Here is a 12,426-nt window from a genome sequence, read left to right on the forward strand (position 1 = left end):
ACGGCGGCCTGCGCCGGACCTCGGCTCGGCGACGCTGTGATCCGCGAGACTCCCCCTAGCGCGTCAGGCGACCGAGCGGATCCGGGTGACCAGGACGGAACCGAGCACCGTGACCGCGGCAACGGTGAGGTAGAGCGCGGGATAGCCGCCGAGGTAGGCCACGATGGGGAAGGCCAGCGCTGGTCCGAGCACCTGTGGCGCCGAGTTGGCGATGTTGATGATGCCCAGGTCGCGGGCCCGGTCCTGCGCGGCCGGGAGCACCTGGGTGATCAGCGCCTGGTCGACGGAGAGGTAGACGCCGAAGCCCAGCCCGAGAACGGCCGCGGCGATCAGGGCGCCGGTCCAGGTCGGCCAGAACGCGAGCAGCACGGCCGCGGTGGCCATGACGTACCCGGACACGATCACCGAGGGCTTGCGCCGGCCGGTGCGGTCCGACAGCACCCCGCCGGCGACGACCGTCAGCAGGGTCGCGGCGGTGTACACGACGATGAGCAGCAGCAGCCCGGTGTCGGGGTCCGCGTAGCCCACCCGGTCGCGCAGGAAGTACAGCAGGTAGAGCGTCGCCATGGCGTTGCCGAGCTGAACCAGGAAACGGGTGATCCAGGCCCAGGCGAAGTCGGGGTTGTCGCGCAGGCTGAACCGGTACGAGCCGAGGAGCGACCGGGCGCTGAGCCGCGGCACGGTGCCGGGCGCGGCCGGGGGATCGGGCGTGGCGAGCACGAAAGGCGCCGCGGTCAGCACGACCAGCATGCCGATCAGCAGATAGCCGCTGACGGTGCCGGCGACCACCGCCGTGACCAGCAGGACGCCGATCACCACGCCGATCGACTGGGTCAGGCCCACCCAGCCGGAGACGAGCCCGCGCTGCCGTACCGGCGCGCGGTCCGGGACGATCGCGGTGAGCCCGGCCTGCAGGGTGTTGAGCCCGGCCTGCGCCGCGCACCAGCCGAGCGTCAGCCCGAGCACGGTGTCCTGCACGGCCAGCAGGGCCAGGCCGGCGAAGGCGAGCAGGGCACCCGCGGCGATCCAGGTGTGCCGGCGCCCGGTGCGCGCCGTCGTGGCGTCCGAGAGGGCGCCGGCGATCGGGCCGACCAGGACGGCGACCAGCGCGCCCGCGCCGGTGACGATGCCGAGCACGGTGGTCTTGTCATCGCCCGCCGCGTCCTGCACCTGGTTGGGCAGTAGCACCTGGAGCGGGCCGAAGTAGCCCATCCACAGGCCGAGGTTGGCCAGCGACAGCAGGGCGATCCAGCGGGTGCCGACCCTGGCGGTCGGCTCGGCGGTAGCGACGACCGGGACGGTCATGGCTGGGCGGCCAGGGCCGAACGCAGCCACGCGTACGAGTCCTTGGGCGTGCGGCGCTGGGTGTCGTAGTCGACGCGGACCAGCCCGAAGCGCTGGCTGTAGCCGTCGGCCCACTCGAAGTTGTCCAGCAGCGACCAGACGAAGTACCCGCGGACGTCGACGCCGGAGTCGATGGCCCGGTGCAGGGCACGCAGGTGACCGTCGAGGTAGTCGATGCGCGCGGTGTCGTGTACCCGCCCGTCCGCGTCGGGCACGTCGTCGGTGGAGCAGCCGTTCTCGGTGATGTAGATCGGCGGCAGCGCGGCACCGTAGCGGTCACGTAGCCCGACCATCAGGTCGAACAGCCCGCCGGGTACGACGGGCCAGCCGAACGCGGTCTGCGGCACGCCCTCGATCGGCAGCACCTCGAACGGCAGCGGGCTCTCGGCGCCCGGCGCGCCGACCCGGGTCGGCTGGTAGTAGTTGACGCCGAGCGCGTCGACGGGCGTGCGGATGACGTCGAGGTCGCCGTCGCGGATGAACGGGGCGTCGGACATCCCCGGCAGCTCCGGGTACCGGCCGGTCAGCATCGGGTCGAGGAACAGTCCGTTGTGGAACGCGTCGTACACCGCGGCCGCGGCGGCATCCTGCGGCCCGGGGCCGGCCGGCAGCACCGGCGTGCAGTTGTTGGTGATCATCACCTCGGTTGCGCCGCGTGCGCGCAGGGCCCGCACCGCGAGGCCGTGGCCGAGCAGCTGGTGGTGTGCGACCGGGAGCGCCTCGAACATCAGCGCCCGCCCGGGCGCGTGCGTGCCGAAGGCGTAGCCCTCGGCCAGGTGCACGATCGGCTCGTTGAGGGTGATCCAGCGGGTGACCCGGTCACCGAGCCGGTCCGCGACGGCGGCCGCGTACTCGGCGAACCGGTGTGCGGTGTCGCGGTTCAGCCAGCCGCCGGTGTCCTCGGTCGCCTGCGGCAGGTCCCAGTGGTACAGCGTGGGCATCGGGGTGATCCCGCGCTCCAGCAGCCCGTCCACCAGGCTGTCGTAGAAGTCCAGGCCCTTGGGGTTGACGGGCCCGGAGCCGTCGGGCTGCACCCGGGGCCAGGCGATGGAGAACCGGTAGGCGCGCACCCCCAGCTCGCCGAGCAACTCCACGTCCTGCGGCCAGCGGTGGTAGTGGTCGCAGGCGACGTCGCCGGTGTCGCCGTCGCGGACGCGCCCGGGCGTGTGCGCGAAGGTGTCCCAGATCGACGGGCCCCGGCCGTCGTCGTGCACGGCGCCCTCGATCTGGTAGGACGCGGTGGACACGCCCCAGAGGAACCCCGGCGGAAAACTCGGCAGTGCGTCCACGACCCACGTCCCCTCAGAGGTGAATTCGGCTCAGGTTAGTGCCGGGTGGGGGACTGCGGTAGTGGTCGCGGCGTGCGACCGGCGAAGGTCGGTGTCAGGCGGGCGGGAGCAGGTCCGCCGGGGAGATCACGGCGTCCAACGGCTCGGTCAGGTGCAGCACCTCGCCGGCCCTCGTGACCGACCGCTCGGCGTAGTGGCCACCCGTGAGCTCGTAGAGGTGCAGCGCGCCGGTCTCCTGCTCGACCAGCAGATACCAGGGTATGCCCGCGGCCGCGTAGTAGTGCATCTTCAGCACCTTGTCGGCGGAGGCGTTCGAGGGCGAGACGATCTCGCAGACCAGCACGACCGACTCGGCGTCGATGACCGACTCGTCGAAGTCGATCTTGTGGGTGACCACGAGGTCCGGAATCGGGATCCGCCTGGGTTGCAGCCGCACGTTGACGGCCTCATGGATGTAGAGACCGGCGGTGCGGGCAGCGGTCCGGAGTGCGAACTTCAGCTCACTCGAGATGTGCTGATGCCGGGGGGTCGGCGCGGGGGTCACGTACAAGCTCCCGTCGAAGAGTTCGACGCGCTCGGAGGTCTCGCCCAGCGCGAGAAACTCCTCCTCTGTCATCGGCATTCCCCGGCGAAGATGGCGGACGTCATGACCCGAGTTTCCCACAGCCGGCCATGATCGGGCCGGTCAGAGATTCAGGCCGGTGACTCGGACGAGCTGCATCACCGACTGTTCGACGTAGCCCTGCGCCGACAGCATGTTGCTGTGCAGCAGCCCCCGCTCCGGCTCTGCCACCAGATAGCACGGGATGCCCGCCTGCGCGTACGCGTGCATCTTCAGTGACCAGTCGACCGTCGCGCTGGTCGGTGACGTGATCTCGCAGACCAGGCGCACCGACGCGGCGTCGACCAGCGGCTGGTCCGGGTCGATGGTGCCCGCGATGATCAGGTCCGGGACCGCGATCCGGCCCGGGCCGAGATGCACCGGTACACCCGCGATCACGTTCAGGTCCGTGCGGTTCGCCCGGAGCGCGTTCGCCAGGGCGCTCAGGATCAGCTGGTGCCGCGGCGTGTCCCTCGGACAGCTGAGCACTCCGCCGTCCCACAGCTCCGTACGGGCCGACGTCTCGCCGAGTTGCAGGTAGTCGGTCTCCGTCGTCGCCAGGGCCTCCAAGGGCAGGCTGCGGCCGATCAGGGTTGACGTCATGCACACTCCCGGGTCACGAATGCGAGTTCTTCGGACAGGCCCCCGGCGGGGGAGATCAGTAGCCCGGCCGCCGCCGGGTCCACGCGGTGGTGGTCGTAGACGTCGGCGTTGTCGGCGTGGCTGCCGAGATAGCGCTCCGCGTACGCGGTGGGAAGCTCGGTCCAGTCGATGATCGGGTCGCGGGCGACGCCGCAGCGGAAGACGTCGTGCCGGCGCTGCACGGCTACGGCCGCCAGCCAGCCGCCGAGGCCGGTTCCGCGTACGGCGACCCGGCCCAGGTCCAGGTCGGGGTGCTTGCCCGTGAGGGACCGCAGCGCGTCGATCTGGTCGGTCAGGGCCACGTCGGCCAGCCGTCGGTAGATCACCTTCTCGAAGCTGGGCGCCACCCCCGGAGTACCCCGGGTGTCGACGCTGACCACGACGAAGCCGGCGTCGGCCCACCACTGCCGCTCCTGCCACCGGGCCGGGTCGGCCACGACCTGCTGGTGGCCCGGCCCGGCACCCAGCTCGAGCAGGACCGGCAGCCTGGTGCCGGTCACGTGGCCGGTGGGGTAGAGGACCCCGCTCGGCAGCCGCCGGTCGGTCACGCGCTCGAGGACCGGCTCGGGCGCGTACGGGAGCGGCTCCGCCAGCGACGGCAGCGTCGTGACCTCGGCGGCGCCGCGGATGACCGTCAGGTCGACGACGAGCACGTCGCCGCCGACCCTCGCGGTGTGCCAGCCGGGTGCCGCGGTGAGCCGGCGGGCGCTGACGCCGCCGGCCTGTGCCGTGCGGACCGCGAAGACTTGCTGCTCGGCGGGCTCGCCCTCGGTGCCCTCGATGATGATCTCGGGGCCGCCGTTCGGCCGCGGCAGGACGCCGGCGACCCGGCGGACGTAGAGGCCGGGCGGGGTGATCAGGCTGCCGTCGGCGAAGAGGCAGCGGGCGTCGAAGCCGTCGTGCGCCAGCTCGCCGCCGACCATGACGCGGCCGTCGGGCAGCAGCCGGGGCGTTCCCGCCACGGGCTCGACCCAGCGTGCGTCGGCGAGCTCGGCGTGCACCTGGGTCTCACCGGTGCGTGGATCCACGGACAGCACCAGGCCGTGCTGCTGGGTGCGCCGCAGCACCGTGATCAGGGCGTTGCCGGCGCCACCCCAGCGCACGTCGACCAGGTACGGGTACGTCTCCCGGTCCCAGTGCACGTCGACCCAGCCGCCGACCAGGTCGAGCAGGTGCAGGCTCGGCGCCGGCGCGCTGCGTACGGCCAGGATCTGGGTCCCGTCGGGCGACCACCACCAGCCGCGGTCGCGGCCGAACTGGGCCGCGGCCGGCTCCGCGGCCCCCCAGGAGGCGTCGCCGCCGGGCTCGCCCGCGAGCAGCTGGTCCTCAGGGCCGGTGACCACCCGCAGGCAGCCGTCCGGGGTGACATAGCCGATGTGCCGCCCGGTCGGGTCCGGGCGCGGGTCCAGGGCCTCGGCGGCGGTGCCGATCCGCCCGGCGGCGGAGGAGAACAGCCCGCCCTCGTGCGCCCAGGCCAGGACGTCGAGCCGCGCCGAGCCCGCGTACGAGTGGACCGGCCCGGCCGCCACCTGGGTGAGCGCCGCGGTGGCGACGTCGAGGGACCACAGCGCGGGCGCCGGGTCCCGCGGGCCGGCGGAGCGCAGGAAGGCGATCCGCGCGCCGTCGTCGCCGACCGTCAGGGCGTGCGGGGTGCCGAAGCGGAACCCGCCGGTGCGGGCCGCGAGTTCGGGATACTCCACGCCGACCAGCATCGCCGATCAGCGGCCCCTCCCGCCCGGCAAACCGCGCAGGTGGGGGCCGCCGACGCTCGCGCGTAGAGTGGCGCGCGTGACGAATGCGCTGCCCACACGCCGCCTGATGCTCGTGCACGCACACCCGGACGACGAGGTCACCGGCACCGGCGCCACCATGGCCCGGTACGTCTCCGAGGGTGCCCGGGTGACGCTGGTGACGTGCACGCTCGGCGAGGAGGGCGAGATCCACGTGCCCGAGCTGGCGCAGCTCGAGGCCCGGCAGGCGGACCAGCTCGGCGGGTGGCGGATCGGCGAGCTCGAGCGGGCCTGCGCGGCCCTCGGCGTCACCGACTACCGCTTCCTCGGCGGCGCGGGCCGCTACCGCGACTCGGGGATGATGGGCCTGGAGACCAACAACCACCCCCGGGCCTTCTGGCGTGCCGACCTCGAGGAGGCGGCCCGGCAGTGCCTGGAGATCATGCGGGAGGTACGCCCGCAGGTGCTCATCACGTACGACGAGAACGGCTTCTACGGACATCCCGACCACATCCAGGCGCACCGGGTCGCGATGCGGGCGGCGGAGCTGGCCGAGGCCGAGGGCTTCGGGCCGGAGAAGATCTACTGGACCGCCATGCCGCTGAGCGTGCTCGAGGGCGGCATGGAGGCGTTCCGGGGCATGGACGACAACCCGTTCGCCGACGTGGAGAACGTCGAGGACCTGCCGTTCGGCCACCCCGACGACGAGATCGCGGCCCGGATCGACGGCACGGACTTCTACGAGCAGAAGGTCGCCGCGATGCGCGCGCACGCGACCCAGATCCCGGCCAACTCCTGGCTGTACGGCATCGCCGGTGACTTCGGCGGCGAGTTCATGGGCGTCGAGTACTTCGCGCTGGTCAAGGGCGAGCGCGGCGAGGTGAGCGGCCCGCACAAGTGGGAGGACGACCTGTTCAGCAACGTGGTCGGGCGATGACGCTGGAGGCGCCCGCCTCGGCTTCCGCCGATCCGGCTCCCCGGGCCGAGCCGAGCCGGGCGCTCGAGACGACGATCCGGACCGCCGGGCTGGTCATCGCCATGCTCGCCACGGTGCTCAGCGCCGTGCTGGAGCTCGTGCTGACCCCGTTGCGGATCGGCGGCGTGCCGATCGGGGTGGCGGTACCCGCGGCCGTGGTCGGCAACCTGGCGATCTGCTGGTTCGCCGTGACGACGGTCGGGCGGCGCTGGGCGGTGGGGCCGCCGTGGGCGGTCTGGACATTGATCATGTTCGCCGCGGCCGGGCTACGCACCCCGGAGGGCGACTATCTGATCAGCGGCGACAACTGGGTCGCGCTGGTGATGATCCTGGTGGGAAGCCTCACATTCGCGGTGTACACGTACCGGCTGATCTTGAAACCGCCGCCTGTCACAAAGCAGTGACGACCGCTCGTGGCGTTTGTCGCGATCGGCGCCCGGCCTGCACACTTGCGCCGTGTTCGTCTCTGAGCCCTCCGCCGATCAGGCCCCCACGACAGCGCCGCCACCCGTGCCGCCGCAGGATCCGAGTCCCTCCGAGGGCCCGGTCAACCGCAGGCGCATCGTCGTGGTCGGCACCGTGGCCGCCGTCCTCATCTCCGGAGCGGCCGCGGCGGCGTGGGCCTACGTCGGTGACGTGCCCCGCGGTACCCGCGTCCTCGGCGTCGACCTCGGTGGCATGTCCCGCACCGAGGCCGAGCGCAGGCTGACCAACGGGGTCGGTTCCCGCACGGGCGACCCGGTTGCGGTGAACCTGGCGGGCAGGGACCTCTCGATCGCGCCCGCCGACATCGCCATGAGGCTCAACGTCGACCTGTCCGTCGGCAGGGCCATCAGGAGCGGCGGCCCGGCGCTGCTCGACGGGCGCACGGTGCCGCCGGTGATCGAGATCGACGAGGCCAGGCTCGAGGCGGTGCTGCGCGGGGAGATCGATCCGAAGCAGATCACGCTGAAGAAGCCCGGCATCGCGTACGCGGGGCTGAAGCCGGAGGCCACCTACCCGGCGCCGGGCCTGAACCTCGACATGCCGGCGGCCGTCGCCGCGATCCGGCAGGCCTGGCTGGTCGGCGGCAAGGCCGAGATCGTCCTGGTCACCAAGCCGCCGGCGACGACGGCGGAGCAGGTCGACGCGCTGGTGGCCGATCTGGCCACCCCGGCCGTCGCGGCACCTGTCACCGTCACCGTCGGTGACAGGTCGTTCACCTTGAGGCCCAAGGCGATCGCCAAGGGCCTGGTCTTCCGCGCCGACGGCAACGGCCTGCTGACCCCGGCGATCGACGGTGCGCGGCTGCACGCCGCCGCCGCGAAGGAGTTCGCCAAGGTCGAGACGCCGCCCGAGGAGGCGAAGATCGCCCTGAAGGGCGGGAAACCGAAGATCGTGGCGGGCCGGCCGGGCGACCTGGTCGACCTGAACCTGCTCGGTCCGGCGCTGCTCGGCGTGCTGGCCAACCCGGAACCCCGGTCCGTCACCGCGAGCCTCACGACGCAGAACGCCGGGGTGACCGACGCCGAACTGGCCGGGCTCGGCATCAAGGAGAAGGTGTCCACCTTCACCACCTACTTCACCGGCGGCGGCGGCTCGCCGCGCAGCCAGAACATAATGACCGTCGCCCGGGCGGTCGACGGCGCGCTCCTGCTCCCCGGCAAGACGTTCTCGCTGAACGGGCACACCGGCGAGCGCGACTACGCGTCCGGCTACCAGGACGCCCCGGTCATCGTCGGCGGCAAGCTCGAGCCGGGTGTCGGCGGCGGCGCCTCGCAGTTCACCACGACGCTCTTCAACGCCGCCTACTACGCGGGGCTCGAGGACGTCGAGCACAAGCCGCACTCGTTCTACTTCTCCCGCTATCCGGCGGTCATCGAGTCGACGATCTTCTACCCGACGCTCGATCTGAAGTTCAAGAACACCACGCCGTACGGGATCTTCATCGACACGTCGTACACCAACAGGTCCGTGACGGTCACGATGTGGAGCACCAAGGTCTACGACAGCGTCAAGACCGTGCGCGGCCCGCGCCGCAACGTCACCTCGCCTTCGACGGTCTACCGCGAGCCGGGGCCGAAGTGCATCACCAGCAGCGGGCTGCCGGGATTCACCCAGGACGCATGGCGCGTCATCCGCAAGGACGGCAAGGAGATCGAGCGCGAGAAGTTCACCTGGCGCTACGATCCCGAGCCACGATTCATCTGCGGCGCGAAGCCGTAGCTCGTCAGGGGAGGACGCCATGAGGCAGCGTTGGGTGCCGGTCGCAGTGCTGGCGGCCGGTCTGTTCGCGATCAATGTGATCGCGCGGCTCGTGATCCGCATCGGCTTCGCCGACAACGAGACGGCAGAGGGCCGGGTCTCGATCATCATGTTCGCCGCCATCGGCATCGTGCTGGCGGTCGTGACCTTCATCCGGGCCCAGCGGGTCCCGCCGAGCTCCTGGCTGCCCGAGCTGGCCGCCGCGGCGATCGGCGGCATGCTGCTCACCATCCTGGTCGGCCCGTTCGTCAGCGGCGACACCCCGTTCTCCGCCGGCGCGGGGAACTTCTTCTCCCAGGTCTGGCTGTACAGCGGCTTCGCCATCGTCGGCACGCTGCTCGGCTACTGGATCGCCACCATGCTCGGGCGCGACTACCGCTCCCGCTCGCTGCAGGCCTTCGCCAAGGCGCGGACGACCAGGCCCCGCCGCGTCGTCCGCCGCTGAGGCGCCGCGGCGCCCGTCAGTCCGGCGCCTCGCGGGTCAGGTAGGTGTGGTGGGTGCGGAAACCGAGCATCTGGTAGAGCGCGGCCGCGCCGGTGTTCCGCTCCTCCACCTGCAGATAGGCCCGCGCGGCGCCGCGCTGGGCCGCCCAGCCGGCCACCGCGCGCACCAGGTGCCCGCCCAGGCCGCGGCGGCGGGCGGCGGGCGCGGTCTGCACCAGGGAGACGCCGAGCCAGCGGTCCGGGCCGGTGACCGCGCCGCGGCCGACCGCGAGCAGGTCGCCGGCCTCGTCCCGCACGGACGCGAAGACCACATCCGGTACGCCGGTGAGCAGTTGCCTCGCGACCGCGGGCAGCGTGCCCTTGTGCTCGGCGACCATCGCGTACCAGGCGTCGGCCGGGGTGTCGGCGAGCTCGACCGGCGGCAGGTCCCGCCGCGGATCGCCGACCAGGCTCTGCACGGCGGCGGTCTGCACGAGCGTCAGCGGGCGTGCCGTCCAGCCGCGGGCGTCGAGCGCCGCGTTGACCGGCGCGGCCAGCGGCATCGGAGTGTTGATCATCGGCCGCTGCCCCCGGGCCGAATACCACCGCTCGACGGCGTCGATCGCGGCCTCGAGGGTGCGGTCCGGATCGCCGACCGCGAGTGCCGCGTTGGCCCGTCCCGTCCAGTTCTCCGCCGCGCGCAGGATCCAGCCGCCCAGGCGGGCCTGCACCGGGGCCGGCCAGGCCTCGTTCGCCGCGAGTTCGAGGGCGACCACCTCGGCGGCGGGCGGGCGGCGGGCGGCGGGCACCCGCTTGGCGCGGTGCACCTCCCGCAGCGGTACGCGGAGCGTGCCCTTGGCGGTGGCCAGCGTGAGATCCGTCTCTGTCAGCTCGACCAGCTCACCGAGCGCGTCGGTAAAAAGTGGGCGATTCTGCGAAACGCCTACAATTCGGCGAACCACAACCCGGTGTCCCACATCCTGCCGTCGGAGCACGTGCCACCTCCTTCCGGCGAGATACTAGGCTCTGCTCGTACCGTCGCGGTGTCCCGCGGCGTGGCTCTGGAAGGGAAAGACCGTGACCTACATCATCGCTGAGCCCTGCGTCGATGTGCTCGACAAGGCATGTATCGAGGAATGCCCCGTCGACTGCATCTACGAGGGCAATCGGATGCTCTACATCCACCCCGATGAGTGCGTCGACTGCGGTGCCTGCGAGCCGGTCTGCCCGGTGGAGGCCATCTTCTACGAGGATGACGTGCCGGAGCAGTGGAAGGACTACACGACCGCGAACTACGAGTTCTTCGAGGACCTCGGTTCGCCTGGTGGCGCCTCCAAGGTCGGCAAGATCGACAAGGACACCCCGTTCGTGACTTCGCAGCCGCCCCGCGGCGACGCACACTGACCGTGCTGTCGGCCACGCTGCCCGATTTCCCCTGGGACCTGCTGGAGCCGGCCAAGGCGGTCGCGGCGGCGCACCCCGGCGGCATCGTGGACCTGTCGATCGGCACCCCGGTCGACCCGGTCCCGCCGCTGATCCGGGCGGCGCTGTCCGACGCGTCCGACGCGCCCGGCTATCCGCTGACGGCCGGCACGCCGGCGTTGCGTGCGGCCATCGCCGGCTGGCTGGCCCGCACCTGCGACGCCTCCGGCCGGCTCGGCGTGCTGCCGACCATCGGCTCCAAGGAACTGGTGGCGTGGCTGCCGACCCTGCTCGGCGTCCGCCCCGGTGACGTCGTCGTCATCCCACAGGTCTGCTACCCGACGTACGAGGTCGGGGTCCGCCTCGCCGGCGCCGAGGTGGTCCGTTCCGACTCGCTGACCGCGCTGGGCCCGGACCCGCGGGTCAAGCTGGTCTGGATCAACTCCCCGTCCAACCCGACCGGCCGGGTGCTGCCCGCGGCCCACCTGCGCAAGGTGGTCGACTGGGCCCGCGAGCGCGGCGCGGTCGTGGTCAGCGACGAGTGCTACCTGTCCCTCGGCTGGGACGAGACCCCGGTGTCGGTGCTGGCCGACGAGGTCTGCGGTGGGGACTACACCGGCGTCATCTCGGTGCACTCGCTCTCCAAGCGGTCCAATCTGGCCGGCTACCGGGCCGGCTTCCTCGGCGGGGACCCGGCGCTGATCGCCGAGCTCCTCGCCGTCCGCAAGCACGCGGGCATGATCGTTCCCGCGCCCGTGCAGGCCGCGATGGTCGCCGCCCTGGGCGACGAGACGCACGTGAGCGAGCAGCGTGCGCTCTACTCGGCCCGCCGGGAGGCGCTCCGGGACGCGCTCGCAAAGGCCGGGTTCTCCATCGAGCACTCCACCGCCGGCCTCTACCTGTGGTCCACTCGCGGCGAGGACTGCTGGGCCACCGTCGACTGGCTCGCCGAGCGGGGCATCCTGGCCGCGCCCGGCGCGTTCTACGGCCCGGCCGCGGCGCGGCACGTTCGCATCGCGCTGACCGCGACGGACGAACGCGTCGCCGAGGCCGTCGCCCGCCTGACCCCCTGATCCGGCCCGATCGATACTCCTCGGGTTACCGGACCTCGCCTGCGGTCGCTACCCTCGTAGCGTTGTGACGACGGAGGCTACGGGGAGGCTGACGTGGGCGATCCTGGAATCAACGTCGAGACGGGCGGGCTCAACAAGTTCGCCGCCGACGTCCGTTCGGACACCGACCAGGTGACCGAGCCCGCGGTCGGCCGGGCCAAGCTGCCGCTCGACAGCGTGCCGTTCGGCGCGCAGAACGCGAGCGGCGGCGTGCACGCCGCCAAGGAGCGCTACGCGAAGAGCCTGAGCGCGTCCACCGCCAACCTCACCAGCTTCCTGACCGCGGCCCGGCTGCTCGCCGCCGCGGCGGAGAAGGTCGCCGCCGACTTCGACGCCGTCGACGCGCGCTCGGCCGACGGGACCAAACGGGTCGAGCACGCACTGTGGACCGCCGCGCAGGAGGCCCGAGCCGCCCGGCTCGCCGCCGAGCGGGCCTCCCGCCCCCACAACGGGGGAGGGCCGGTCGCAGTATGAGCGAGCTTGTGAGCGAATCATCGGCTCAGTCCAAGACTCATGTCGTCGCCGGAGCGCTAGCGGAGGTGATGGCATGAGCGAGCTTGTGAGCGAATCATCGGCTCAGTCCAAGACTCATGTCGTCGCCGGAGCGCTAGCGGAGGTGATGGCATGAGCGAGCTTGTGAGCG

General features: G+C 72.1%; 13 protein-coding genes. 7 read left to right on the forward strand and 6 right to left on the reverse strand.

All coding sequences use genetic code 11. The features are described from left to right. Positions 1-63 precede the first annotated feature (63 nt). From AB0B58_RS07805 to AB0B58_RS07825, 5 genes are all read right to left on the reverse strand, one after another. The gene (locus AB0B58_RS07805; protein WP_360219281.1) at positions 64-1,335 is read right to left on the reverse strand and encodes an MFS transporter; all 1,272 of its coding nucleotides are present in this window, start codon (positions 1,333-1,335) and stop codon (positions 64-66) included. Further along, positions 1,302-2,624 (reverse strand): GH1 family beta-glucosidase, encoded by a 1,323-nt coding sequence (locus tag AB0B58_RS07810; protein ID WP_360219879.1) that lies wholly within the window; start codon positions 2,622-2,624, stop codon positions 1,302-1,304. Before AB0B58_RS07810 ends, AB0B58_RS07805 begins: the two co-directional genes overlap by 34 nt. A 103-nt stretch (positions 2,625-2,727) precedes the next feature. Continuing rightward, complete coding sequence (locus AB0B58_RS07815) at positions 2,728-3,249, reverse strand: Uma2 family endonuclease (protein WP_360219284.1); 522 nt, start codon at positions 3,247-3,249, stop codon at positions 2,728-2,730. Positions 3,250-3,318: 69 nt separating this feature from the next. Next, entirely contained in the window at positions 3,319-3,837 is a 519-nt protein-coding gene (locus AB0B58_RS07820) for a Uma2 family endonuclease (RefSeq protein ID WP_360219287.1), read from the reverse strand. Next, on the reverse strand, positions 3,834-5,576 hold the full coding sequence (locus tag AB0B58_RS07825) for a prolyl oligopeptidase family serine peptidase (protein WP_360219290.1): 1,743 nt from the start codon (positions 5,574-5,576) through the stop codon (positions 3,834-3,836). The genes AB0B58_RS07820 and AB0B58_RS07825 overlap by 4 nt, the downstream gene beginning before the upstream one ends. A 118-nt stretch (positions 5,577-5,694) precedes the next feature. On the opposite strand from AB0B58_RS07825, the gene mshB reads away from it, so the two are divergent. Genes mshB through AB0B58_RS07845 form a run of 4 tightly spaced genes read left to right on the forward strand, consistent with a single transcriptional unit; the run spans position 5,695 to position 9,271 of the window. After that, positions 5,695-6,543, forward strand: coding sequence for an N-acetyl-1-D-myo-inositol-2-amino-2-deoxy-alpha-D-glucopyranoside deacetylase (gene mshB / locus AB0B58_RS07830; protein WP_360219882.1), 849 nt, complete (start codon positions 5,695-5,697; stop codon positions 6,541-6,543). Next, positions 6,540-6,986 (forward strand): hypothetical protein, encoded by a 447-nt coding sequence (locus AB0B58_RS07835; RefSeq protein ID WP_360219293.1) that lies wholly within the window; start codon positions 6,540-6,542, stop codon positions 6,984-6,986. Before mshB ends, AB0B58_RS07835 begins: the two co-directional genes overlap by 4 nt. 52 nt (positions 6,987-7,038) lie before the next feature. Continuing rightward, on the forward strand, positions 7,039-8,787 hold the full coding sequence (locus AB0B58_RS07840; RefSeq protein WP_360219296.1) for a VanW family protein: 1,749 nt from the start codon (positions 7,039-7,041) through the stop codon (positions 8,785-8,787). 19 nt (positions 8,788-8,806) lie between these two features. Continuing rightward, entirely contained in the window at positions 8,807-9,271 is a 465-nt protein-coding gene (locus AB0B58_RS07845) for a hypothetical protein (protein WP_360219299.1), read from the forward strand. Positions 9,272-9,287: 16 nt separating this feature from the next. On the opposite strand, the gene AB0B58_RS07850 is transcribed toward AB0B58_RS07845, so the two are convergent. Further along, positions 9,288-10,244 carry a GNAT family N-acetyltransferase gene (locus AB0B58_RS07850; RefSeq protein ID WP_360219302.1) on the reverse strand — a complete coding sequence of 319 codons (957 nt, stop codon included), beginning with the start codon at positions 10,242-10,244 and terminating at the stop codon, positions 9,288-9,290. 82 nt (positions 10,245-10,326) lie between these two features. On the opposite strand from AB0B58_RS07850, the gene fdxA reads away from it, so the two are divergent. From fdxA to AB0B58_RS07865, 3 genes are all read left to right on the forward strand, one after another. Continuing rightward, on the forward strand, positions 10,327-10,653 hold the full coding sequence (fdxA, locus tag AB0B58_RS07855) for a ferredoxin (protein WP_239087677.1): 327 nt from the start codon (positions 10,327-10,329) through the stop codon (positions 10,651-10,653). Then, positions 10,650-11,744 (forward strand): succinyldiaminopimelate transaminase, encoded by a 1,095-nt coding sequence (gene dapC, locus AB0B58_RS07860; protein WP_360219885.1) that lies wholly within the window; start codon positions 10,650-10,652, stop codon positions 11,742-11,744. The genes fdxA and dapC overlap by 4 nt, the downstream gene beginning before the upstream one ends. Positions 11,745-11,837: 93 nt before the next feature. Next, on the forward strand, positions 11,838-12,257 hold the full coding sequence (locus tag AB0B58_RS07865; protein ID WP_360219306.1) for a hypothetical protein: 420 nt from the start codon (positions 11,838-11,840) through the stop codon (positions 12,255-12,257). Positions 12,258-12,426: the final 169 nt, after the last annotated feature.

It is taken from the genome of Actinoplanes sp. NPDC049118 (assembly GCF_040648555.1).
Classification (GTDB): domain Bacteria; phylum Actinomycetota; class Actinomycetes; order Mycobacteriales; family Micromonosporaceae; genus Actinoplanes.